We start from the raw sequence: 24,201 nt of genomic DNA, 5'->3' as shown, positions 1-24,201 counted from the left end.
ATTGCGGTTACAAACAAAAACAGACCATTTACCGAAAACCTTTTCGAAAATACTTGGTGAGATAATAACACTTCACTTAATTATATCACCTGACCGCCTCTATACGTCACTTCTCAGAGAATTTATATCGAAAAAACTACATTCAAAATAGATATGACAATAGAAAAGAACTGCCTCATCCGTAGAAAGATCTACTTCAAGGCAGCCCCTGGTCTGCTACTATTTTAATTGGTGAACTTAATTATAACTCGTCGCCAGCCACTGGGCCGGAGTCCAAGACAGTTGTCCTGCCCCGGCGCCGGATGTAGAATTCAGTCTTGCCTGAAGTCCGGCAGGATCTTCTGCCGTGTAGCTGTATGGCAGCGCGGTTAATCCATTCCAGGAGAACGGCTTCAAGGATGCCGGTACTGGTGAAAGTGGACTTTTGGCATCGTCGCTGTTGCCTCTAAAGATGCTTCCATCCAATGAATAGATCGTATCTATCGCTGCAATCTTCCCCGTGTAATTACTTTTCGACTCATCGGCCTGATTATTACGCAGCGGATATTGCACGCCAAGGATGACCGAATTCTCTAACAGCACCGCACCACTTTCCGTAGAAATTGCACCATTGCTGGTAATCCCAAAATGATACCCTTTGGCCGAGATAGCTTTAGACATACTGGACGTGATGTTTTTCTTCAAACCCCAGGTAGAGGCATTATCCATGACGATATTGTATGCATGCACATTCCCTCCACGCAGGCGTGGCATACGATCCTGGATATCCTTGTAGTAATTGTGGTGTAGGGTGACTTCCAGATCAGCATTGTCACTTGCGAACTCAGTAGCGCCAATTAGATGTCCCTTCTTCTGGCTCGCCGCCACTGCGATGATCTGTTCCATACTCATGCCAACAGCATTGCTTCTCAGATAGGCATACATCGGGTAGGCCGATTTATTGGCTTCCAGCGCATTGATCTGCTGGGTGACCCAGCTATTAGGGCCTTGATCGTCCCCTACAAAGGATGACCAGGAAATAGTGACGCCTGTACTGCCCTTTTTCACATCAACAAGTCCATCGTATGCTTTGTGGAATGTGGCATGATCAATCCAGACGTTGCTGCTATTCTCAACGGTAATGTAGTCCCAATCGTTTTTATCATAATTGCCCTTGGTAGCCTCATCCCACTCCCAAAGTTCATCGAATGCCAGGTTGCGAATAATTACGTTGTTGCTCCGTTTGAACGTGAACGCTGCATGCTTGATTGTTGCTCCATTAGCCGAGAAAATGGTCAGGCCATCGAAGTTATCAATGCTCACTCTGCTAACCCCTGTCTTCATCAGAACAGGATGTGTCAGCGCATTATTATGTGCGCTAAAAGGAGCAGCCTGAGCTGCCGCAGGAAGCTCGTTCCATCCCAGATCCAGATCATTCATGATCTCAATTACTTTGGTTTTGGAGCCTTTCTTCAAGGCCAGAGCCAGATCACTGGCGGTATATACCCGCATATAACGTAAATCAGTATCCGAGATGATACCACCACCGGTCGTATTCGCTGCGGCAAAACCAGTCAAATTATACGCAGCCCATTCTGTTGTCTGATCTGGCTCCGTAGGTTCAGTTCCAGGATCGGTCGGTGGTGTTTCTGTTGACGGATCGCTTGGTGTACCCGTGGATGGTTCCGTTGTTGGATCGGTCGGTGGTGTGACTGGTGTTGGATCTCCGATATTCGAGATATTCACATTATCGTACATGACAAGAGACTTCAATGTCACCAACCCTGCACTCCCCTTGGTCATGTCGGTATCTGTAGCAGACAGCTCCAGTACACCATTCACGTACATGTTAATGGATGAACCGTTCATTTCAAGTTTGACGTTATACCATCTATCCACATCCAGCTTATAATCGGATTTTGTGGCGAGCGTTGTGGTAGAACCATTCACTTTTTTCCGAATTTCAAGTTTCCCGCCACTGCTGTTGTACAAGGACGCTGCATAATAATTGTTGGCATCCGCATATCGGCCTGCTACATACGTGCGAGTCGATCCGTTGAAATCGACGACTTTCACATCCGCTGCAATGGCATAGTTACTCCACTCCGCATCTCCCGCCGAACTTCTGCCCTCGCTCTTGCCCGATTGATAATATACTGCGTTTCCCTGATCCTGAACGACAGACCAACTGCCACTCGTGGACGTCCATTGGGCATCCCCATTCTCAAAGGAATCCTGCGTCCATCCACCCGCTTGAACGGGATGAATTAGCCCAAGCGAGAGCACAAGACTTATGCTTAACGCCAGGATTATCATTTTGGTAAATCGTTTGTTTCTACTCATGAATTATTCCTCCAATATTTATGAATCAACTCCAATGCTATTTATCGGGCGTACCGTTATAAACGGAAATAGGTTTAAAGTATTAATAAATAAACCCAAAATTCATTATGATTTTTCATATATATCCTTTCTGAAAATATTCTGAAAGAACCAGATGCCTCATTTTCCCCGAACAAATGTACACGTTTAAACATCGAGATATCTCTTTATACCTACTTAATCACCCCCGTCATTACAGCTTTCTATGATGGTGTACCAATATGAAAATGCATGAAACAATATAAAACAACCAATTTACTGTCAATCGATTCCTGTAATTTCTTGTCGCGCTATGTTAGATTATCCATTGGAATAATATCACATATATAGATAGGGGAAATTAGAACGTGAAGAAATCATGGGTACTATCCATCATTATGAGTTTTGTTTTGCTTGGCGGGGTATTTGCACCTGCAGGGTCCTATGCCGCTGCTGCGGATGACTCAACTACTACATATTCGGAAGACGCATACTCCGAAGTTGACACAACAGAAGAAGAGCCGGAACTTACAGCCGACGAAGCAGATTTCTTGAACTACATGGATCAACTGGATAGCGCATCCGTATATGAGGAGAAAGCTTTCGATGCTTTGGGCGGGGGATTTTACATTACATCTTCCAATCGCAAGTCCGTTTTCCTCAAATTGACCAACACAGCGATTCCTAACTACACCAAATATGTATCCAAGCTGAAATTGATTAAACCACAAAATACGGAGCTGCAAAAAATTCATGCCAACTTGATCAAAGGAAGCTATACTCAGTTGGAAGGATTCCAACTCGCGAAAAAAGCGGTCTCCAAAACAACGGTAAACAGCGCTGTCCTGAAACAAGCCAACGCCAAAATTGATACTGGCAAGAAAAATATCGAGAAGTTCCAAAAAGAATTGTCTGCCTATGCCAATAAACTCGGGTATGAGTTTTAAAAAATAGTACCTAAATTTAAACGGTGAATTCAAGTCACCTTTACCTCATATATGAAGCGAAAAGCACCCTGCGTTTCGAATTCGATATATTGAGATTCCAGGAAAAAAAAGTGTTTTCTTTTTCCAATTTAGTTCGTATAATAGCACTATAATCAAAAGGCTATGCTGCCGAAAGGTACAACCTCGTGAACATTGGGGTTGTGCCTTTTTTGCGTTTATAGCCATATGATCCATCCCAGATAAGGAGTGAATGCTATGTTACTTGAAGCTATTTATCATCGTCCCAAAATGAATTGGTCCTACGTATATGACCGTTCCACCATGCACCTGAGGCTCCGTTCCAAGCGGGGCGACCTGGATGCTGTTATCGCCATCATCGGGGATAAATATGCATGGGATCGTACGGTTCTCCACCTTCCGATGCGAATCTTTGCCCGTGATGCCCTGTTCGATTATTGGGAAGTGGAAGCGCAACCACCTTACCGTAGATTACGCTACGGCTTCCAACTGATCGAGGGAGAAGAATCGGTCTGGATGACGGAACGGGGATTCGAACAGGCTCTGCCTGATCATCCGTTGGAATTTTTCGATTTTCCATTTATGAATCCGGTGGATTTCTTCGAGGCACCTGCTTGGGTTAAGGATGCTGTATTCTATCAGATCTTCCCTGAACGTTTTGCCAATGGTGATCCGTCGATCAGTCCAAAGAATGCTGAACCCTGGGGCGGTGAACCGACGCCTGTCAATTTTTTCGGAGGTGACTTGCAAGGTGTTCTGGACCACCTCGATCATCTGAGCGCACTTGGCATTAACGCCATTTATTTCTGCCCGGTGTTCCAGGCTACAACCAACCATAAGTACAATACCGCAGACTACCTGAGGGTCGATCCGCACTTTGGCACCAATGAGAAATTGAAGGAACTTGTGGATGCATGCCATGCACGTGGGATACGGGTAGTTCTGGACGCGGTGTTTAACCACTCAGGCAGAGAGTTCCTTCCATTCGCAGATGTGCTTGAAAAAGGGGCTGCTTCCCGTTATGCAGATTGGTTCCATGTCAGAGAATGGCCGGCACGTATCGAGGATGGTATTCCCACATATGATACCTTTGCCTTCGAACCCCTTATGCCTAAACTGAACACGGAGCATCCCGAGGTTAAGGAATATTTGCTGGAGGTGGCCCGCTACTGGATTCAGGATATGGGTATCGACGGTTGGAGGCTGGATGTTGCCAATGAGGTAGACCATCAATTCTGGCGTGAATTCCGGCAAACGGTCAAATCACTTAACCCGGATGCCTATCTACTAGGCGAAATCTGGCATGATTCCATCATGTGGCTGCAGGGGGATCAGTTTGATGCAGTCATGAACTACCCTTTCACGAATTCAGTCATGGATTACGCTGTGCTTGGCAAGCTGGACGGCCTCGGATTTGCCAACGAGGTTGGCAAACTGCTTGCTGCGTATTCACAGCCTGTAACCGAAGCAGCTTTCAACCTGCTCGGCAGTCATGACACACCAAGACTGCTCACCCTATGTGAAGGGGATGTACGCAAGATGAAGCTAGCTGTCATTCTGCTGCTTACGTACCCAGGTGCTCCTTGTATTTACTATGGTGACGAGGTAGGGCTGGATGGTGGCTATGATCCAGGTTGTCGCAAATGTATGGAGTGGGACGAACAGAAGCAGAACAAGGATCTGCTCGATTTCTTCACCCAAGCCATTGCCCTGCGTAAACAACACGCTGCATTGCGCAGTGCGGACATCACCATGATTTACGCGGAAGCAGGAGACCCGTGCATTGCCATTGGACGCAAGGATCAGGAGACCGGGGAACAATTTGTACTCGTCCTGAATGCAAGTGAAGAACCACGCAGTATGGAGTTGCCACTACACCAAGGAACTTGGCGTAATGTATTCTCAGCCACAACTCGGGAAACTCAGCAGAACAAGCTGAAGCTGGACTTGGAAGCGTACGGTTTCTCCCTGTTGCAGTTGGATGTCAAATCACACGTTAAGGCATAACAATTACATTAATGAACAGCCCTTCTCGATGCTATCCCAGATCATTCGCAAGAATACTGTGTATGTTTATCTCTCAAAGTGAAAAAAGGGGAACCATCGGTGCGTCATGCATCCGAAGGTTCCCCTCTCCTATTACAACTCATGATGTCCCCTGCTGCATTGGCATTCATGAGTCACTTTATTCATTCGTTCAATCAGTATTGTGTCCCTTCCATATCCTCCTCCAGGCTAGCCGCAACCTCATCCCGAACGGAGGAGATAGGACCGGGAATTCTTATTTTCTTCATTCTTGAACTTGTTAATGTCTCCTGAGTAATCACAATCTTTTGCGGGATTTTGTACTGGGGTAGCTTGTCTCGGCAAAAATCCCAGATTTGTCTGCGTAGTTCCGTAAGAGTCTGTTCACCTGTAAGTCTGACCGTGGCCTTTACCATCTGTCCCATGATCCCACTTGACTCGCCACTCACGACTGCTGTTTCAATGAATTCCATTTGTTCCAGAATACTCTCCACTTCCGCAGGATAAACCTTACGTCCGCCTACATTAATGATCTCGGAGCGGCGACCCAAAATGCGAATGTAGCCATCCTCCATCTCCGCTTCATCCCCGGTCTGGAGCCAACCATCTTCCGTGAACGGAGACGGAGCGTTCAGATACCCAATCATGGCCGTTTTTGTTTGGATCTCAAGCAACCCGTCCACAATCCGATAACGGACTTCTCCGTCACGAACCGTAAATAGCAATGAACCGGAATTTTTGGAGCGTGTCGGCAGAATGCCAAGCTCCGACATACCATAAGCCTGCACCGTACGTACATTCGGAAACTGTCTATTCCATGCGGTAAGCAGCGCCTCTGGCATAACCTCTGAACCATAGGAGACCACTTCGAGACTGGATAGATCGAACTCCTGATAGACTCCACTAAGGAGCAGCAAATTCATGAACGTTGGTGAGACTGGCAAGGCCTGAACACGGTACTTTTCAATGGTTTTGCATACTTCCAGGGGGGAGCGATCCGGTATGACGCATAAACAGCCGCCGCTGGACAGGGATTGCAGCATCGTGTTTAAGCCGCCAATGTGGTCAAACATCATAAACGGAATGGTAAAGAGCGGCCGGACTTGCCGCCTGAACCCGTGCAACAGACGATCCGCGCTGTGAACAGCAGCTTTGCTTTGCCCTGTCGATCCGGATGAGAAGATTACCAGACCTGCGTTCTTTTCCTGACTCAGCCTATCCAAAATCGGGGACCGAGAGCCTTGCACGGAGCAACGTCTGGCTATAGCTTCCCCTTCCCCAACACTCATGCGCCATTCTGCCTGAGCGAGCGCTGTATACTCATTCCTTTTAGCCTCGACCAAGTGTCGATCCATCGGAACCACAATACAATTCCGCTCCAGTAGAGCGATCAATGCCGCTGCCGCATAAGGAGAATAATCCTCTTCAAGCGCAACGGTTGTCCCTTCAATCCCTTCTCTGGAAATCCACTGGCTAAAGGTGTGAACCTGATCCAATAACCAGTTATAACTATACTGCTCGTCCTTCCATATCAACGCAGGACGATGGTCATACGCGGCGAACCGTTCCAGAAGAAAAGTGATATTCATCCCTCATCATCCTTTGGGCAAGGTTTCAATTGCGCCTCCAGATATTCAACCAGTGATTCCACCGTTCGATAAGGACTTTCTGGCATGGAAGCTGCCGCCATTTCCGCGAGGGTTATCCCTACACCGAACGTATCTTCAACACTTTGCTCGACAACGGCAAGTAAAGTTACAAGTTCAAGGGAGTCCAGTCTTCCCCGACTTCCATATAGGGGCGCCTGCAAGCCATGCTCTAGAGGAATGGGCGCGTTATGGTACCGATTAAGCTCATCGCAGCTGTCCAGCACAATCCGCTCAATGACTTCCCGATGTGAAGGCGTAGGCGCGGGATTTCCCACAGTCGATGGGATCTGTCTGAAGCGATCAGCATGCTGATGTGTCGTCATTAGCGCTTCGTACCAGCGTAATTCGTCCGCCGCCAATTGTTCGATAATATCTGTTAACTGCTCCCGCCATTCAGGGCTTCGTTTCATTCTGGCGATCTGCAGCAGCTTATGCGCCTGTTCCCATCGGGCAATCATTGCACCGAATTCTGCAACATATTGATCATGAGGAGAATCGAGCCATTGGGCGGCCTCTTCCAGCAAATCGCGGAAAAAGTAGCGGCTCCAGCGCATGTCGAACAGGAACGCGGAGATAGCTTTCTCCTGTTCCCGATCCACCTCGGCATCCGGGTGCAATCTTTGTAACAATTGTGATGTGACAGCCTGTCCAAAATAATAGCTTCGATTGCCCTCCCAGATCGTTCTGCCCGCGATGAATTCATGGGCCTGTGTCGCCAGCGCAGAGCGCAGCATGTTCCGATAGCCTGCGGAGTCGAGTGTTTCCACTGCACGGATCTCCATCGTGCCATATGTTCGTAATGTTTCTTTGCGCCGGGCTATTTCGAGCTCGGAGATATTTTTGTTTCCTTTCCAGAACTCTTGGAAATCAGGTGATGACACAGCTCCCATGTATTTGGAGGGAACGGGGTCATAGACATAGAACTGCTCCTCATCCATTCCGTACACAGCCAGCCAATGATCGACCAGATGCAGGCGTGAGTCTTGTTTAACGAGTTTATGAATATACTCGGGATTTCGATAATCATCCCCATAAGGCAAGCAGTAACTTGTGCCTGTAACGACCAAAGGCCCCTCATTTTCAAGCCGTTCCCGAATATATGCCTTTCCTTGTTCGAAGCTGTCAAACTCCCGTTCTCCAAACACTTCCCACATCGGCTCCTCATAATCCAGCTTATGAAAGTAAGGCTTAATTAGGCCACGATCTGAACAGGAAGTCAGACTATATAAGCGGCTGGAAGCTAACAGACCGAGACTGCTTATCGAGCCCTGACGCTGAAGGATTTCGTGAATCAAAGGAAAATTACAGGGATAATAATACGGAATATCCATCGTTGGTTGGAACGGTTGACTAATCATGGCTACCTCCTATTCCCGGCTTTGGCAGCCGTGCTGCCCCAAGACTGGATTTTGTAATGAAGAGACAGATTAGCATGGGCACGAAACACCCGATTGGGCAGTGCCTTGCCATCTGCATCGGTTTCAAACTGCCGGAAGCCTCGCGTGAACCTGAACCGAAATCCGCTGTCACGTGGAACCTCGAAACAGCCTTCATAATGACCACCTCCGGTGTGCAGAAGCTTCATGCCCATACCTCCGTAGATCGAGTCATCATACATGTCCTGAAAGGGTACCTCGGCACTCATGCAGACAGTCACGTGACCCGATAATTCTTCCACAACCGTGTACATGCGTGATGCCGACAACTCTCCCACCGTCAGGGTAACCACTGCATGACCTATCTTGACAGGAAACAGTTCCCCATTGGGTCGAACCTCAAGAACATCAGGGTGATCGGACCTATAATCCCCTTCAAGCACACTCATGGTGAACCCGCTATCGTAATGAAGCAGCGCATTGATGTACCCGCTCATGCCGCCCTTCAATCCAATAACGTCCCTTCCCATCAGCTCCAGAGAGACTGGATTCCCGATTCGGCCAAACATGTACAGAAGCGGAAGGTGAACCCGCTCTCCCCAATCCGCTTCCTGATGACCTGCATCCTGCTGTTCCAGAAATGCGATATCCTTGCCAGGCTTATATCCCAGTTCGAGCATCTGATGGACGACATTCCTTACCTGGGAAGGCAGAAACAATCCTTCTGCGTCCCCAATATCCATCCACATTTGAATGGGAGCACTGCCCTCAGGCATGAGGTACATATCCTCTTCCTGTAACCTGCTCTCCGACGTTTCATCCAGCTGCACGTCCACGAAAAAGGGAGAGAGCATGATCAGTTTGCCAAAAATTTCAGGATGACGTGTTCCTATATGGAAGGTGCTGAGTGCCGCTGCGGAAGAACCAAGCAGTCCCGTATTGTCCTTGTCTGGAAGTGTGCGGTAATGCTCGTCAATGAATGGTTTCAGTTCATGAATGATAAAGTGTTCATAATCCAGGCCTGAGCAGCCCACACTCACCGCTTCTCTTGCAGGCGCAATGAAATGATAGAATTCATTGTGTGTAACTGGACGAACATGGGCAATTCCGACAATGATCAGTCCATCCATCAAGCCTTGATCAATCAGTTGGTCTGCCGCCTGATCTACGTGCCACGTTTCATTTCCCGCAGTCGAAGAGCCGAAGGCCCTCTGACCCGCATGCATGTATAACACCGGATAGCGTTGATCCACATGCTCCTTATAGCCTGGTGGCAAATAGACAAAAATCTTTCTTGTGTTGTCCAGCCTGGATGCCTTGAAACCTTCCACACATTCGATGACAGAATGAGTGTTCACTGATCCATCAACCGCCTCTCCTATAGATTTCCCTTTTAAACTACCGGGATTTACTTGTTAGTCCTGCTTCGTTCTTCCCTTGGCTACATCGACAAACAACCCCGTCTCTGAAGAGACGGGGTTGTTTTAAAACACCGAAATGTTCTAAAATGCATAGCCCTTATATTGGTGGGTCTGCGAATAGTTTAAATCTGTTGAGCCTGATTTGTAAATATAGAAATAGAAAAAAAATGCTCAAGAAAAAGTTATTGACAACCAAACCATTATTTAATTATCATAACGTTGTGATTATAACTAGAGGGCCATGCTTTTAAACCCAATCGGTTTAGGACAACCCCGGTAACTCCAGCAGGAGGTGCCGGGGTTGTTGGCGTTCATAAAGGGGGGATATCGTTAAGAATAACCTACCAACGTCCAATGTTGAAAGCGCTTTTCCAATCAAAAAAGAGATCACAAATCTATATAAATTGAACTACACATTTGCACGAGAACGGAGAGGACAGAAATAACCTGAAGAAGTGAAGCTAAAAGCTTTCTGAAGGAAAGCTCCATCGGAAGCATACGCTTCGCCTTTATCCCCGGATTTCCCCCTTTGAAAAGGGCATCAAAAAAATCTGGGGATAACAGCGATCGGAAGGTTGTTCTGTCATCGGAGTGGTAAGTGTAAATATTCTTTAGTTCAATTTATATAATAAACGAAGGGTGGATTACCAATGTTCAAATGGACCAAGCGAATCATCCTCAGTACCACGTTGAGCTTCAGCTTGCTGGCCGGAAGTGCACTGCCATTATTCCCGGCGGCCTCCGTATTTGCAGATGCTGATACGGCTGTAAGCAACAAGCAGAACTTCAGCACCGATGTTATTTATCAGGTATTTACCGACCGCTTTCTGGACGGCAATCCCTCCAACAACCCTACCGGGGGAGCCTATGACGCCTCCTGTTCTAACCTGAAGCTCTATTGCGGGGGCGACTGGCAAGGACTGATCAACAAGATCAACGACAACTATTTTTCCGATCTCGGCATTACGGCACTCTGGATTTCCCAGCCTGTGGAGAACATTTACTCGCTGATTAACTATTCCGGTGTTAACAATACGGCTTATCACGGCTATTGGGCACGTGACTTCAAGAAGACCAATCCTGCTTTCGGTACGATGACCGATTTCCAGAATCTGATCAATACGGCACATGCCAAAGGCATTAAAGTCATCATTGATTTTGCTCCCAACCATACCTCTCCTGCCATGGAAACCGACACCTCGTTCGCAGAGAATGGAAAGTTGTACAATAACGGTACGCTGCTTGATGGCTACACCAATGATACGAACAAACTTTTCCACCACAATGGCGGTTCCGACTTCTCCACACTGGAGAACGGTATCTACAAAAACCTCTATGATCTTGCTGACCTGAATCACAATAACAGCACCATTGACACCTACTTCAAGGATGCGATCAAGCTCTGGCTGGATATGGGTATTGACGGAATCCGGGTGGATGCGGTGAAGCATATGCCGATGGGATGGCAAAAGAACTGGATGTCCTCCATCTATGGCTACAAACCGGTATTCACGTTTGGTGAATGGTTCCTGGGTTCATCCGCATCCGATGCGGACAATACCAACTTCGCCAACCAGTCCGGCATGAGTCTGCTTGACTTCCGTTTCAACAATGAAGTACGTAACGTGTTCCGTGATAACACATCCACGATGGTTGCCCTGGATTCCATGATCACCAGCACTGCCGCTGATTATGCACAGGTGAATGACCAAGTGACTTTTATTGATAACCATGACATGGATCGCTTCAAAACAAGTGCCGTTAACAACCGTCGCTTGGAACAAGCTCTTGCATTTACACTTACCTCACGGGGCGTACCAGCCATCTATTATGGCACTGAGCAGTATATGACAGGTAACGGTGACCCGGATAACCGTGCTAAAATGCCTTCGTTCTCCAAAACAACAACTGCTTTTAACGTCATCAGCAAGCTCGCTCCATTGCGCAAAACCAATCCAGCCATCGCCTATGGAACAACCCAGCAGCGCTGGATTAACAACGATGTGTATGTGTATGAACGTAAATTCGGCAACAACGTGGCCGTCGTAGCGGTTAACCGTAATCTTTCGACTCCCACATCCATCAGTGGTCTGACCACTTCGCTTCCTTCGGGTACATACAACGATGTTCTTGCAGGTGCATTAAGTGGTAATAACATTACCTCTACAGGAGGTAACGTCGCTAACTTCACTTTGGCAGCAGGAGCTACAGCAGTCTGGCAGTATACAGCCAATACCACTACACCAACCATCGGGCATGTGGGCCCTGTAATGGGTAAAGCGGGTAATACCGTTACCATTGATGGTCGTGGATTTGGTACTACCAAAGGCACTGTCTATTTCGGAACAACCGCTGTTACCGGTTCATCCATTACATCATGGGAAGATACTCAGATCAAAGTGACCATCCCTGCAGTTGCTGCCGGCAACTATGCAGTCAAAGTTGCAGCGAGCGGAGTCAACAGCAACACTTATAACAATTTCACGATTCTTAGTGGCAACCAGGTTTCCGTGCGGTTTGTCATCAACAATGCATCCACGACACTCGGTCAGAATCTCTATCTGACGGGCAATGTCGCGGAACTGGGTAACTGGTCCACAGGCCCTCTCGCCATTGGTCCGGCGTTCAATCAGGTGATCTATTCCTATCCAACCTGGTATTATGACGTGAGTGTGCCAGCCGGAACGAATCTGGAATTCAAGTTCTTCAAAAAGAACGGCTCTACCATCACGTGGGAAAATGGCAACAACCATACCTTCACCACACCAGCCAGTGGAACGGCTACCGTTACAGTGGACTGGCAGCCTTAATTCCTTCACCGTCCTATCATTTAACCCGGAGTCAGACGCAATGAGCGTCTGCTTCCGGGTTCTTTGATTAGGCTCGTCCTTATCTATGGCATGCATTAACTATCGATAGGTCCGAATGGATTTTAATCCTGCTGCTGCAATAATCCCTACCACCAGCAGCAATGATCCCAGACTCTCCAGCACGGTTTGGGCACCCCACTGATCAGCCAAAACGGAAACCACCGTTAATCCCAGGATTGGGGCTGTACTTGTTATGGTTCCAAGCACCCCGTAGATTCTCCCCTGCAGCTCATCGGGAACCTCGGCACGCATCATGATCTGGGTTAACATCGTACAGCACGCAAACATGGCTCCCCCAGCAATGATCAGCGGCAAGGCCACCAAAGGAGAAGATACATTGGCTAACAGCATATACAGTGGGCCGAGAACCAGCAGACCGATGAACACCCATCTCCCCCTTCGTTTCAGCCGATTGCCTGAGGCAATCAGAATCCCGGAACCCAGCATGTACCCCAGTGGAATACATGTCTCAATCAGTCCGAACTGGACTGGATTCGCCTGCCATACTTTGACGGCCATGACCTGAACAAGCATGATGGCTGACATGAAGAAAAGAATCAGCAGCGGATTAAGAATAACGATTGAACGAATCAGGGGATGAGAGAAGATGTAGGAAAATGAACCGCCCCACTCCTTTACGAACGATCCTCTATGCATGGAAGAGCGTTGTACATCCGGAAAACGCCCAGCCAACATCACACATAACGCAGACAGCAGAAAGGTCACACCCGTAATCATAATAGCCGTAAATCCTCCAAATGCAGAAACTGCAATGCCCGCTGCGGCCAGTCCGCTGATCCGGGCAATATTATCGACCAGATGGATGGTTCCTGTAGCTTGTTGCAGATGCTCCCTCCCCACCAGACTGGTTACCGAAGCATGAAATGCTGGCGCCTGAAACAGACTGGAAAACATCGAAAGGGAAAGCATGAGCAGTACGATTGGGAAAGGAGCGTGCAGCACAAACAGACTCACCGCGATGATAAACGCCATAGCCCCACGAAACAAATCCGACGACAGCATCAATGTTCTGCGATCCAGTCTGTCGGCAAACGTACCCGCGAATGATCCGAACAAAAAACTGACGACCATATTACATACTTGTACAGCTGCCATACTCTTCGCACTTCCCGTGGTCTGCAATACCCACAGACTGATAGCAATGCCGTTGAAACAATCACCAAATACGGAGATGCCATAGCCACACAAAATTCTGCGATAAGCAACATTGCGCCAAAGCGCCCTGTTGGCCATTTTCTGACTTTCCGCAGCAGCAAGAGCCCCGTTCGGTCCCAATTAAGGTTCTGGGGACTGTAGCGTTCCCATCGATCTTTTCCTCCTCTTGTCGTTCGGATCTCAAACAGCAGGCAGGCGCTTCCGGAGCAGTTCCAGCGATGAATGGAACCTCTCAGAAGCGCCTGATTGGTGGCCTGGGTATGTTCTACAGGCTGTCTATGCGATTTGGGTGTTTATCCTCTTATCCTTTTATCCTTTGGAGGCGCCAGAGGTCAGCCCCTGCACCAGGAAGCGTTGCAGGAATACAAACAACAACGTAATCGGAATAGCGATCAGTACCGCCCCGGCAGCAAACATCGTAAAGTTACTGTCCTGATAACGACTAACCAGATCCCACATGCCAACTGCAAGTGTCCAGTTCTCTTTTGTCCGAAGTACCAGCCGGGCAAAGATAAAGTCCATCCATGCACCAGTGAAGCTGGTTAAGGCTACATAGGTCAGCATCGGCCGGGACAACGGCAGAATGATGCTGGTGAACACACGCAGATGACTGGCACCATCAATTCGTGCTGCTTCATCCAAACTGCGCGGGATGGTATCAAAGAACCCTTTGACAATAAATCCACCCAGCACGGCCCCAGACGAATAGACCAGAATCAACGCGGCATGAGTGTCCAGCAATTTGATCTGAAGCAAAATAATATAAATGGCAATCATGCTCATGAAGCTCGGGAACATCCCGAGGATCAGCATGGTGGATAGAATGGTCTTGCGACCGCGAAACCGGAACCGGGATAAGGCATACATGCCTAAAGTGACCATGAGCGTTGAGAAAATCATGGTGAAAAAGGCGATCTTCAACGTGTTCAGATACCATGTTCCATACATGAACGACGGGTTATTAAACAGTTCCCCATAATGTGCCAGCGTGAACGCTTCAGGCCACAGACGTTCACTGAATAGGGCCGCACCTGGACGCAGTGACGAGAGAAATATCCACAAGACGGGATACACCGATACGATGGCAATGATAACCAGCAGCACATAGCTGATCGTCAGACGCATGGGATTGTTGCGCTTTTTCATTGAATCATGTCCTCCTCCTTGAACGATTTGGAACGACGGAAATTCCAGATGGAGAACGACGCAATAATCAGGAAAATAATGATACCGACCGCCGAAGCCATATTGAACTTGTTGTTATCCAACGTCAGTTTGTACAACCAGGTCACGAGAAGATCGGTTGATCCCGCATACTGATAATCACCACGCAGCGGATTACCGTTCGTCAACAGGAAGATGACATTGAAGTTGTTGAAATTCCCGGCAAATTGCATAATGAGCACCGGTGTCGTAGCGAACATGATAAAAGGAAGCGTAATGATGCGGAACTTCTGAAAGCCAGACGCACCGTCTACCTCAGCCGCTTCATACAAATCCCGTGGAATCGCCGTTAGCACGCCCAGTATGAGCACCATGCTGACCGGGATTCCGATCCACATGTTTACAATGACGACTGTAACTTTTGCCCAGAATGGATCGGTTAACCATGGCAACCCCTCAAGGCCAAAAGCCTTCATATACGTATTAATGGGACCAAACTGTCCGTTGAACAGGTTACGCATCAGAAGCAGTGAGATAATCTGCGGAATGGCATACGGAAGAATGAAGATCGTCCGCCACAGCTTTTTGAAGCGAATACCCTTCTGCTCGATGAGAAGTGCAACCAGCACCCCACCAAAATACGTAGTCACCGTTGCCAGAATGGCCCAGATCACGGTCCATGTTAATACTCCAAAGAAGGTATGGCTCCACGATTTAAGCTGAATTAGATCCGTAAAAGTCTTGAAACCGACCCAGTCCACCAGCTTGGCGGGCGGAATATGATCCGGTGCCGAGTAATTGGTAAAGGCCAGGGTAATCGTAAATAAAATCGGCATAATGGTGAAAAACAGGATTCCGAGCGCAGGGATGGATAGGAAAAGATACGGAAATTGTTTATCGAGCAGATATCTCAGGGAAGCAGAAGCTCCGGTGGCCTGCTTGCCTTCCTCTCTTAATTTTCCCGTGATGTACGCATCCCGAATATTGAAAATATATAGAAGAAGAAGAACGAAAAATACCAAAAGTACTATGATTCCGTTGAGCAGCAAAAAGATGGAGTGGTCTCCCTGTTGCAGCACCGTTGATCCATTGACCTTGACGAAACGCTGCGTTTGCTCGCCCAGCGTCCATACTCCCCATACAGCCTGATTCAAACGGGGAATCAGATAAGCGAGTCCTACTCCCTCTAGGATCAGAAAACAAATTCCCTTAATCCATTGACGGTTATACAACTGTCCAAGTCCTTGCAGGACAAGGGACAACACAGCCGCTGTCATGCGATGCTGTCTTTCTCGATTCGGTTTAACAGTGACTGGAACATGCTGTTGTTTCATTCATTCCTACTCCTTCCCGGCAAGCGAAGTTACCGATCAGTTATAGCAGAGTGCAGAGGACATGTTGACTTCCTCTGCACCTGCTCTTTCTTTTTTATTGGACAGTTGCAAGGCTCTCCTTGACTTGTTTGACTGCGTTATCCAGAGAGGTTTTCACATCCTTGCCTCCATCCCATATGTCGGTAATTGCTGCACTGATGGGACCCCATACGCTATCCATGGCAGGAAGCGAAGGCATTGGGGTAGAGTTGTTGAATTGCTCAAGGAATGCCTTCGTGATTTCATCCCCTTGAATTTTCGGATCTGCCGCCACGTCTTTATTGGCTGGGAGAGTGCCGTTCATCTCAAAGTTGACCATCTGGGATTCGGCACTGGAGAGATAAGCTGCAAACAACTTGGCAGCATTCGGATAGGTTGTAAATGCATTGACGTAATAGGCCTTGACTCCAGAGAAGGAGGTCATCGGTTTGCCTTCAATCGCCGGAAGTGGCGCAACACCGAAGTCAATGCCAGCATTGCGATAATCGGCGATGGACCAAGGTCCGTTAATATCCATGGCCAGTTTCCCGCTTGAGAAGAGACCTTTCTTGATGTCATAGTTCACATCGCCCATCTTCACAGGCAGTACTTCCGATTTCAGCGTTTGCAAGAACTGACCGCCCTTGATGGCTCCCTCATTGTTGAGGCCAATATCCTCGCTGTTCATGCCTTCATCACCGAAGATATATCCGCCCTGGGAAGCCAGATAAGCAAAGTTGTAATAGAACTGCTGTAGCTCCCACATCAGAGTGTACTTATTGTTTTTGGTGTCATTAAAGGTTTTGGCAAAGCTGATAATGTCATCAAATGATTTCGGTGCTTCGGGATAAAGCTTTTTGTTGTAGAACAACGCATAGGTTTCTACGCTGTAGGGATAGCCGTATAAGATGTCTTTGAAGGTTACGGCTTTAACCGCATTGTCACTAGTGGATTGTGTAGTCTGTTGCTCAAAAATATCGTTCGGCAAAATCAGTCCAGCTTCTGAAGCGCTACCAATCTTGTCATGTGGGAAAACGACCACATCCGCAGCCAATCCCGCGGGTCCGTCCGTAGTGAGCTTGGTCACTTGATCCGTCGGCGGCAATTCCTCGATTTTTACAGAAACGCCGTATTTCTCTTCAAATTTCTTCGCCCGTTCTTCGATAAAGCTGCGCTGATTTTTATCCTCCCATATGACAAGGCTTGCGCCCTCTTCTGGCTGAATATTTTCCGCGGTTACTGTGGTTTCTCCAGTCTCACCGCTGTCTGTTGTGGTTGGCGCAGCGCCTCCACCTCCGCTTGAACACGCGGTAAGTGTGAGTGCCATGAATCCTGCAAGTGCTGCTTGCTGCCATTTTCTCATTGAATTTCCCCCTTTTCGTAGTCATGATCGATGCTGTACTCGCGCTTTTCACCCGTTTTTCTGTGTACTGTTCCTGTATTCCGAAGTTCGGCTTATATCCGTTTGAACGTAATACAAACGTTTGCTCATATTAACCTCAGATGGGTACAATCCTTATGTAATCGGGATGAATTTTCTAGGAAGTATGTTGATTCAAGTCATGTAAGCGCTATAATAACAATCACATCATACAATAGCGAACTTTATTTGCACAAACGTTTGCACAAGTCATTTTCGTCCATTTTCCTTCACTTTTATGGCTTATGTTCCTGTAATTTCCGATTTGCTTGATCTCCCGCCGTCTTCCTTTGTTTTGCTTTCCCCTCTTCACCATGATGCAGTTAGCAATTGATTTATCGAAGTCTTTGAATTAACATAGGAGACATGTTGAAATGCTTGTACAGAAGGGATTTTTCACATGATTACAATCAAAGATATTGCCAAATTGGCGGGTGTATCCCCTTCTACGGTCTCACGGGTTATTTCCAACCATCCCAGAATCAGTTCGGAAACGTCACTCAAAGTGAAGCAAATCATGAAAGAAATGAATTATCATCCAAATATGATGGCCAAAAGCCTTGTTTCCAAAACGACTCAAACCCTGGGTATCATGCTGCCCCGACCTGCTGAAGAGCTGTTTCAGAACTACTTTTTCGGAGAATTGCTTCGGGGAATCATTACGCATGCCACCCGCATGAATTATGAACTTCTTCTCTCCACCGAAACGTCTTCCAGCGATGAGTTGAATGCTATATCCCGCCTGGTACATGGGCGACGCGTGGATGGTATTTTGCTGCTTGGCTCCAAAAGGGAAGATCCGATTATTTCGTTTTTGGAGGCGGAAAAGTTTCCTTTTGTGCTGATTGGCCGCAGTGAAACGCATCCCGATGCACCGATGGTGGACAATAACAATGTACAGACAGCATTCGATGCAACCACACATCTGATTGCCCAAGGGCATAAACGAGTGGGATTTGTTAGCGGACCACCAGATTTGACGTTGTCTCATGATCGCCTGCTCGGATACAAAAATGCGCTTGAAAAAGCCGGTCTTAATGCTAACAATGACTGGATCGTGGAAGGAGAATTCCTACAGGAAAGCGGCTTCCGGGCGATGTCCCTGTTCATGTCGCTACCCGACAGACCAACCGCCCTCGTTGTCATCGACGACAATGTTGCCTTTGGCGTGCTTCGTGCTCTGGCCGAGCTGGGATATAACGTTCCTGAAGATATAAGTGTTGTGAGCTTTAACAATATTGCTTTATCGGAACTTGCTTCGCCGCCGCTTAGTTCCATTGATATCGGAACTTATCAGCTGGGCTATACTGCGGTTCAGGTATTGTTAAAAATTCTAAACGGTGAACACCTGCCTCAGAATCCAGTGATTATTCCGCACCGCTTGATTGTTCGGGATTCTTCCCTATTTACGTTATCCGGGAACGCGTAGACATGTTTGTGCAAACGTTTGTCCTATTGCCTAATGCTCCACATTCTCGCCTGTTACGGACATGCAAAAAGAAGCCCATACACTGGTATGAGCTTCTTTGCATATTTCAGTTATGGACGACGGATTAGTATGAACTCCATCCTGCATCTGCCGTTACGACTGTTCCGTTCACGAAGCTGGATTCGTCCGATCCAAGGAACAGGGCCACCTGTGCAATTTCTTCACTTTTACCTGCACGCGGATTGATCGCCATTCCCAGCTGTTGTCTGCTGGCACCGAAGTGGTTAATGTTTGTCATTGTGGAAGCAATATTGGTTTCAACCCCACCCGGAGCAATTGCATTACAGCGAATACCTTGTTGAGCATACATGAAGCCTGTATTTTTAGTGAATCCCACAACTGCATGTTTGGAAGCCGTGTAAGCCGCGCCTGCACGTGCACCATGCAATCCGCCGGCTGAAGCGATGTTGACGATAACGCCTTTTTGTTTTTCCAGGAAGATTGGCAGCACTTTGCGGGTAGCACGCATGACACTTGTTGTGTTGATTGCAAAGATACGCTCCCACTTGTCATCCACAATGTCACCAGCTGGTTCCATACTGTCCATAATGCCTGCATTATTGACCAGAATGTCCACGGTTCCATATGTGTTAACTGTCGTATCGATCAGGTTCTGAATATCTTCTTCCTTCGCCACATTCGCAACCACAAACGTCGCTTCTCCACCATTTGCCTTGATATCCTCTGCAACCGCCTTCGCTGAAGCTTCATTGATATCCGATACAACCACCTTAGCACCTTCTTGCGCGTACAGTGTTGCAATTGCTTTGCCCATACCAGAACCCGCACCTGTTACTACAGCCACTTTATCTTGAAGTCTCATGTTGTATCATCCTCCATGTATTCGTTCACAATAAGTTAACAAACAAATGTTCATTAACTCTTATCCTTAGTATAATAAGTCATAGCATTCCTGTTCAATCAGTAAAAGCTTGCCCAATTGTACGTTAATCAACACTTCTAATTCCGAATGTACTATATCTTAAAATACCTATTTACGAGGAGTACTGCATATGACCGAAATTCCGAGTTCCATGGATCGAAGAATCAAGAAATCCAAAGCGGCCCTGAAGGATGCCCTCATTCAATTAATGCAAAAGCAGTCATTCAAAGAAATATCCATTACCGATATTGTGCAGCTGGCAGATCTGAATCGGGGCACCTTTTACAGACACTATCAATACAAAGAAGACCTGTTCAATGAGATTATTGATGACATCATTAAGGATCTGGTCTTATCCTATCGTGAGCCCTATCTGGATAAAGAAATATTTGAAGTAAGTCATATGCCCTCTTCTGCAATCAAAATTTTTGAACATGTGCATCAGCATGCGCAATTCTACACCCTTGTCGTTAAATCGGAGGCATCGTCCAATTTTCAGCAAATGATCTGCGATGTTCTGCGTGACCTTGCTCTTCAGGACCTCAACGAAATATTTCCGTCCCATATCAATCGCGAGCTGCTGGCAAGTTATCAATCCCATGCGATCTTTGGCATGATTATTGAATGGATTCGGCAGGAATTCAAGCATAGTCCCACTTATATGGCAGATGAGTTATTTAAAATCATTAATTACAAACCTGGAAATGTAGCGTATCACACCTCGTATAAGGCACCCTAAGTACAATATGTACACACAAATCAGCATAAAGTTTGAATGAAAGTCTCTCTTTTGCCTCATATTAATCAGGAATCAATTGAATAGTTTCGCAAAATATGGGTAAAAGATATGAACGCCATATTTAACTATTTACATGTGTACCTAATATAATATGAGGAGGAATCATGATGACATCTTTCAAATATCGGCTTGAACAAAAAGAACCCCGTACGGGCCCAGGCGGTATTACCCGCGGTGCTTCCGTTCGGGATTTTCCTGCGTCCATTGGAATAGCGGGCGTATCCATGCGCCTCGAACCGGGAGGCATGCGTGAATTGCACTGGCATGCCAATGCGGCAGAATGGGCTTATGTGATCAGCGGCTCCTGTCGCACCACTGTCATTCACCCGGACGGACATGCGTACACCGATACATTTGAGCCAGGAGATGTATGGTATTTTCCACGTGGTTACGGACACTCCATTCAGGGATTGGGACCGGACGAATGCCATTTTATTCTGATATTTGATAATGGTGATTTCTCGGAAGATCATACGTTCAGCATTACCGATTTCCTGTCTCATACACCGAACAACATTGTTGCCCAGAATCTTGGAATTACCCCAGAGCGTGCAGCGAAATTGCCTCAGGGAGAAGCCTATTTCGTCAAAGGGCCTGTCCCTAATGACAGCTCCTCTTCCGGAACTTATCGCCGCAATTCGGAGCTGACGACTCCCCACCGATACCCGCTGCATGCCAAACAGCCCAGACGTGCACCAGGCGGCGGAACCCAGCGCACGGTTACTGTCGAAGATTTCCCCATCTCCACCACGATGGCCGGATCATTGATCGAGCTGCAACCAGGCGCATTACGAGAAATGCATTGGCATCCCAACGCCGACGAATGGCAGTATTACATTAGCGGCACTGCCGAAATGACGGTATTTCTGGCAGAAGGTCATGCGGTGACAGAGCAATTCGAAGCAGGCGATGTGGGCTATGCACCGATGGGTGCAGGTCACTATATCAAAAATACGGGAGATGAGGTCTGCCGTGTGTTAATTGGGTTCAACAGCGGACACTATGAAGCTATTGATCTGAGCGAGTGGCTCGCAGGCAACCCGGATGATGTGCTGTCCACTAATCTGGAAATGTCCAAAGAGGAAGCCGCACAACTTCCGGATGACACTCTTTTTATCGCACCGGACCCGAATAAATCGAAGTCATAGTCCAACCACTACCGGTACCTATTGAATATAGGTTTGGGTTAGTGATCCTTCTGTCATATATCACGAAACCACTCCAGTATCATGGAAAAGGGGTTGGACATCATGGCTTCTGCTTCCGATTCGACCAGTGATCGCAAACGTGTGGGACATACCGTAGAACGACTGGAGCCGGGTCTTTCCCGGCTTCTACTGTCATGTGTACTTGTGCTGATCTCCGGTTTCATTGATGCCGTCGGCTATCTGCAGCTGGGGAAAATCTATCTTTCTTTCATGAGTGGTAACAGTACCAAGCTTGGTATCGCGCTATTTGAAGGAGACTCCGCTGTATTAACGAATATAGGTCTGGTCATTTTTTTATTCGTTGTAGGCGCCTTTATCGGTACGTTGATCACAGATCGATCGGGAAAATGGAGACTGGCGGGCATCTTGGGCTTTGAATCCCTGCTGTTTGCCGGCGGCATTGTATTTTTGCTATTCCTCCATACCCAGAGTGTGCTTTTCCCGATTGCCATCGCCATGGGCATGCAAAACACCATGCACCAGATGGTTGCTCATGCTGATGTGGGCAAAGGATTTGTGACAGGCACATTATTCGGTATTGGACAGGCACTGGCCAAAGCCGTTCGGGGTAAGGCTCCTGCTTCCGAATGGGCAGTACTCGCCCTGTCCTGGGTTATTTTTGTGATCGGTGCAGCTCTGGGAGCATTGCTATTAACCCAAGGAAGCCTGCTGCTTGCCCTGATAGCTTCACTGGCTCTGCTTCTTCTGCTGATCCCCTACGTCCTCCATGTTCAACGTGATTTGACCTAAGCAGCAGAAAGGCAAAAAAAAAACGGTTGAACCAGATCTTTTCTGTGTTCAACCGTTTTTTGATCTCATGTACGAACTTCCACTATACCCCTCTGACTACCTTTCAAACTACAGCCCCAGCTTCTGCCCTTTCTCCAACCGCTGAATCTGCTGCTCTCCGGTATCCGCCAGTTCACGGAACTGATTAATGGTCTCCCGCATCCGTGGCAAAGCCTCCTGCTTATAGAGACTGATAGAGTCGAGCGCGGAAAGCACATCTGTGAAGGCCTGCTTCATCGTATCCACGGAAATGCTGGCCTCATAAGCTTGCTTCTGGATGGCAATGCCCTGATCTTTCAGCATTTTGGACGTACCTGCGATCAGGTCGTTGGTCGTCCGGTTAAGCAGTTCAATTTTCTGCAATACAATCTTCTGATTGTACAGTGCACTCGCAACAGTGACGGCAATTTTCAATGCCGAGATCGTTACATTTTTGGCCCGATCCACACCGCGGATCAATTCCTTGTTGTTGCGAATGACAACTTCAATCGCCATGATGCCCTGCTGGTTCACCACCAGCATTTGCTGTAAATCCATGACCCGCTGACGTAGCGGGAACAGCACTTCTTCGGTAATGAAGCGAACTTTCTCCGGGTCCTCATTACGCACCTTGGCGGCTTCGATCTGTGCGTCAATCGACTCATCCATCAGCACCCCAAGCTGAATTTCCTTTTGCAGTCGTTTGGTGAGCTCCCGAAGATTTTGCTGTTCAATTTCCAGTGTTGTATTGTCGTTTCTCAAGGTCGCTCTGCCTTTATCCAGCGAGGTCACAATATCGGCGATGACCGCGTCAGCCTTCTGGTATTTGAGAAAATAAGCCCGTAGCGGATTGAACAATTTGCCAAGGAATCCGGTCTTGGCGAAATCGACCACGCTGGGGTCTAGATCCTTCAGTTGCATATGCAGCTCGGTCAAGCCTTTGGCGACCTGACCGCCCTCGTCTCCCGTCTTGGACAGATGTCCAACGGAGACTTGAAGCAACGCGTTTTTCTCGGAAGAGGATCTCATCGTATTCATGCCAAAGCCATCAATGGATTGCAGAATCTCCTTTCGTTTCTCCAACGATTCGAGATCCAGTGTCATGATCATCTCCACATTGGCATTTGCGACTTGCTGCAGTTCCGCCACCTCGGCAGGTACGGGCTTTATTTCCTCCTCTATTACCTTCTGAATTTCCTTCTGGCTAGGTATCTCCATCGAAAACGACATCCAAGTTCCCCCTTCAATTACGTGCTATATAAAATGGAATAATGTACCTTACATTAGGTCAATTTG

General features: G+C 47.6%; 17 protein-coding genes. 7 read left to right on the top strand and 10 right to left on the bottom strand.

Annotated elements, in window-relative coordinates; all coding sequences use genetic code 11:
- Positions 1 to 237: 237 nt before the first annotated feature.
- On the bottom strand, positions 238 to 2,322 hold the full coding sequence (locus PTQ21_RS09955) for a pectate lyase family protein (RefSeq protein ID WP_274569700.1): 2,085 nt from the start codon (positions 2,320 to 2,322) through the stop codon (positions 238 to 240).
- A 386-nt stretch (positions 2,323 to 2,708) separates the two neighbouring features.
- Between PTQ21_RS09955 and PTQ21_RS09950 the strand changes: the two genes are divergently transcribed.
- On the top strand, positions 2,709 to 3,287 hold the full coding sequence (locus tag PTQ21_RS09950; RefSeq protein ID WP_063566008.1) for a hypothetical protein: 579 nt from the start codon (positions 2,709 to 2,711) through the stop codon (positions 3,285 to 3,287).
- Positions 3,288 to 3,542: 255 nt separating this feature from the next.
- Positions 3,543 to 5,312, top strand: a complete 1,770-nt coding sequence (locus PTQ21_RS09945) for an alpha-glycosidase (protein WP_072735075.1) — start codon at positions 3,543 to 3,545, stop codon at positions 5,310 to 5,312.
- Between the two features lie 194 nt (positions 5,313 to 5,506).
- Here PTQ21_RS09945 and PTQ21_RS09940 read toward each other — a convergent pair whose 3' ends face one another.
- From PTQ21_RS09940 to PTQ21_RS09930, 3 genes are read right to left on the bottom strand one after another with little or no spacing between them, the layout of a single operon-like run.
- Positions 5,507 to 6,919 (bottom strand): ANL family adenylate-forming protein, encoded by a 1,413-nt coding sequence (locus PTQ21_RS09940; RefSeq protein WP_072735074.1) that lies wholly within the window; start codon positions 6,917 to 6,919, stop codon positions 5,507 to 5,509.
- The gene (locus PTQ21_RS09935; RefSeq protein ID WP_072735073.1) at positions 6,916 to 8,337 is read right to left on the bottom strand and encodes a cysteine peptidase family C39 domain-containing protein; all 1,422 of its coding nucleotides are present in this window, start codon (positions 8,335 to 8,337) and stop codon (positions 6,916 to 6,918) included. The genes PTQ21_RS09940 and PTQ21_RS09935 overlap by 4 nt, the downstream gene beginning before the upstream one ends.
- A 2-nt stretch (positions 8,338 to 8,339) precedes the next feature.
- Positions 8,340 to 9,713, bottom strand: a complete 1,374-nt coding sequence (locus PTQ21_RS09930; RefSeq protein WP_072735072.1) for an alpha/beta hydrolase — start codon at positions 9,711 to 9,713, stop codon at positions 8,340 to 8,342.
- A gap of 713 nt (positions 9,714 to 10,426) precedes the next feature.
- On the opposite strand from PTQ21_RS09930, the gene PTQ21_RS09925 reads away from it, so the two are divergent.
- On the top strand, positions 10,427 to 12,586 hold the full coding sequence (locus tag PTQ21_RS09925; protein ID WP_274569698.1) for an alpha-amylase family glycosyl hydrolase: 2,160 nt from the start codon (positions 10,427 to 10,429) through the stop codon (positions 12,584 to 12,586).
- 99 nt (positions 12,587 to 12,685) lie between these two features.
- Here the strand turns inward: PTQ21_RS09925 and PTQ21_RS09920 are convergent, their stop codons facing one another.
- The 4 genes from PTQ21_RS09920 to PTQ21_RS09905 form a co-directional block, all read right to left on the bottom strand.
- A complete protein-coding gene (locus PTQ21_RS09920) occupies positions 12,686 to 13,942 on the bottom strand; it encodes an MFS transporter (protein WP_274569697.1) in 1,257 nt (418 codons plus the stop codon).
- 189 nt (positions 13,943 to 14,131) lie between these two features.
- The gene (locus tag PTQ21_RS09915; RefSeq protein WP_024628944.1) at positions 14,132 to 14,968 is read right to left on the bottom strand and encodes a sugar ABC transporter permease; all 837 of its coding nucleotides are present in this window, start codon (positions 14,966 to 14,968) and stop codon (positions 14,132 to 14,134) included.
- Positions 14,965 to 16,320 carry a carbohydrate ABC transporter permease gene (locus PTQ21_RS09910; protein ID WP_079695000.1) on the bottom strand — a complete coding sequence of 452 codons (1,356 nt, stop codon included), beginning with the start codon at positions 16,318 to 16,320 and terminating at the stop codon, positions 14,965 to 14,967. Before PTQ21_RS09910 ends, PTQ21_RS09915 begins: the two co-directional genes overlap by 4 nt.
- A 94-nt stretch (positions 16,321 to 16,414) precedes the next feature.
- Positions 16,415 to 17,701 (bottom strand): sugar ABC transporter substrate-binding protein, encoded by a 1,287-nt coding sequence (locus PTQ21_RS09905; RefSeq protein WP_063566015.1) that lies wholly within the window; start codon positions 17,699 to 17,701, stop codon positions 16,415 to 16,417.
- A 457-nt stretch (positions 17,702 to 18,158) separates the two neighbouring features.
- Here PTQ21_RS09905 and PTQ21_RS09900 point away from each other — a divergent pair, with 457 nt between their 5' ends.
- Positions 18,159 to 19,187: a LacI family DNA-binding transcriptional regulator gene (locus PTQ21_RS09900; RefSeq protein ID WP_063566016.1), complete on the top strand. Its 1,029-nt coding sequence runs from the start codon at positions 18,159 to 18,161 to the stop codon at positions 19,185 to 19,187.
- A gap of 124 nt (positions 19,188 to 19,311) precedes the next feature.
- Here PTQ21_RS09900 and PTQ21_RS09895 read toward each other — a convergent pair whose 3' ends face one another.
- Positions 19,312 to 20,070, bottom strand: a complete 759-nt coding sequence (locus PTQ21_RS09895) for an SDR family oxidoreductase (RefSeq protein WP_063566017.1) — start codon at positions 20,068 to 20,070, stop codon at positions 19,312 to 19,314.
- Between the two features lie 190 nt (positions 20,071 to 20,260).
- Between PTQ21_RS09895 and PTQ21_RS09890 the strand changes: the two genes are divergently transcribed.
- From PTQ21_RS09890 to PTQ21_RS09880, 3 genes are all read left to right on the top strand, one after another.
- Positions 20,261 to 20,869 carry a TetR/AcrR family transcriptional regulator gene (locus PTQ21_RS09890; RefSeq protein WP_072735068.1) on the top strand — a complete coding sequence of 203 codons (609 nt, stop codon included), beginning with the start codon at positions 20,261 to 20,263 and terminating at the stop codon, positions 20,867 to 20,869.
- A 164-nt stretch (positions 20,870 to 21,033) separates the two neighbouring features.
- Positions 21,034 to 22,077, top strand: coding sequence for a cupin domain-containing protein (locus tag PTQ21_RS09885; protein WP_274569694.1), 1,044 nt, complete (start codon positions 21,034 to 21,036; stop codon positions 22,075 to 22,077).
- An 81-nt stretch (positions 22,078 to 22,158) separates the two neighbouring features.
- Complete coding sequence (locus tag PTQ21_RS09880; protein WP_079694998.1) at positions 22,159 to 22,887, top strand: YoaK family protein; 729 nt, start codon at positions 22,159 to 22,161, stop codon at positions 22,885 to 22,887.
- A gap of 108 nt (positions 22,888 to 22,995) precedes the next feature.
- Here PTQ21_RS09880 and PTQ21_RS09875 read toward each other — a convergent pair whose 3' ends face one another.
- A complete protein-coding gene (locus PTQ21_RS09875) occupies positions 22,996 to 24,135 on the bottom strand; it encodes a toxic anion resistance protein (RefSeq protein ID WP_063566020.1) in 1,140 nt (379 codons plus the stop codon).
- Positions 24,136 to 24,201 lie beyond the last annotated feature (66 nt).

It is taken from the genome of Paenibacillus marchantiae, from assembly GCF_028771845.1.
In the GTDB taxonomy this organism is placed as follows: Bacteria; Bacillota; Bacilli; order Paenibacillales; family Paenibacillaceae; genus Paenibacillus; species Paenibacillus marchantiae.
This window is presented reverse-complemented; position numbering and strand designations above follow the sequence as displayed.

Coding starts and splice junctions, on each gene's coding strand:
- PTQ21_RS09940 (WP_072735074.1), bottom strand. CDS start 6,919: ATGAATATCACTTTTCTTCTGGAACGGTTCGCCGCGTATGACCATCGT.
- PTQ21_RS09885 (WP_274569694.1), top strand. CDS start 21,034: ATGATGACATCTTTCAAATATCGGCTTGAACAAAAAGAACCCCGTACG.
- PTQ21_RS09890 (WP_072735068.1), top strand. CDS start 20,261: ATGACCGAAATTCCGAGTTCCATGGATCGAAGAATCAAGAAATCCAAA.
- PTQ21_RS09910 (WP_079695000.1), bottom strand. CDS start 16,320: ATGAAACAACAGCATGTTCCAGTCACTGTTAAACCGAATCGAGAAAGA.
- PTQ21_RS09900 (WP_063566016.1), top strand. CDS start 18,159: ATGATTACAATCAAAGATATTGCCAAATTGGCGGGTGTATCCCCTTCT.
- PTQ21_RS09945 (WP_072735075.1), top strand. CDS start 3,543: ATGTTACTTGAAGCTATTTATCATCGTCCCAAAATGAATTGGTCCTAC.
- PTQ21_RS09915 (WP_024628944.1), bottom strand. CDS start 14,968: ATGAAAAAGCGCAACAATCCCATGCGTCTGACGATCAGCTATGTGCTG.
- PTQ21_RS09905 (WP_063566015.1), bottom strand. CDS start 17,701: ATGAGAAAATGGCAGCAAGCAGCACTTGCAGGATTCATGGCACTCACA.
- PTQ21_RS09925 (WP_274569698.1), top strand. CDS start 10,427: ATGTTCAAATGGACCAAGCGAATCATCCTCAGTACCACGTTGAGCTTC.
- PTQ21_RS09895 (WP_063566017.1), bottom strand. CDS start 20,070: ATGAGACTTCAAGATAAAGTGGCTGTAGTAACAGGTGCGGGTTCTGGT.
- PTQ21_RS09875 (WP_063566020.1), bottom strand. CDS start 24,135: ATGTCGTTTTCGATGGAGATACCTAGCCAGAAGGAAATTCAGAAGGTA.
- PTQ21_RS09880 (WP_079694998.1), top strand. CDS start 22,159: ATGGAAAAGGGGTTGGACATCATGGCTTCTGCTTCCGATTCGACCAGT.
- PTQ21_RS09955 (WP_274569700.1), bottom strand. CDS start 2,322: ATGAGTAGAAACAAACGATTTACCAAAATGATAATCCTGGCGTTAAGC.
- PTQ21_RS09935 (WP_072735073.1), bottom strand. CDS start 8,337: ATGATTAGTCAACCGTTCCAACCAACGATGGATATTCCGTATTATTAT.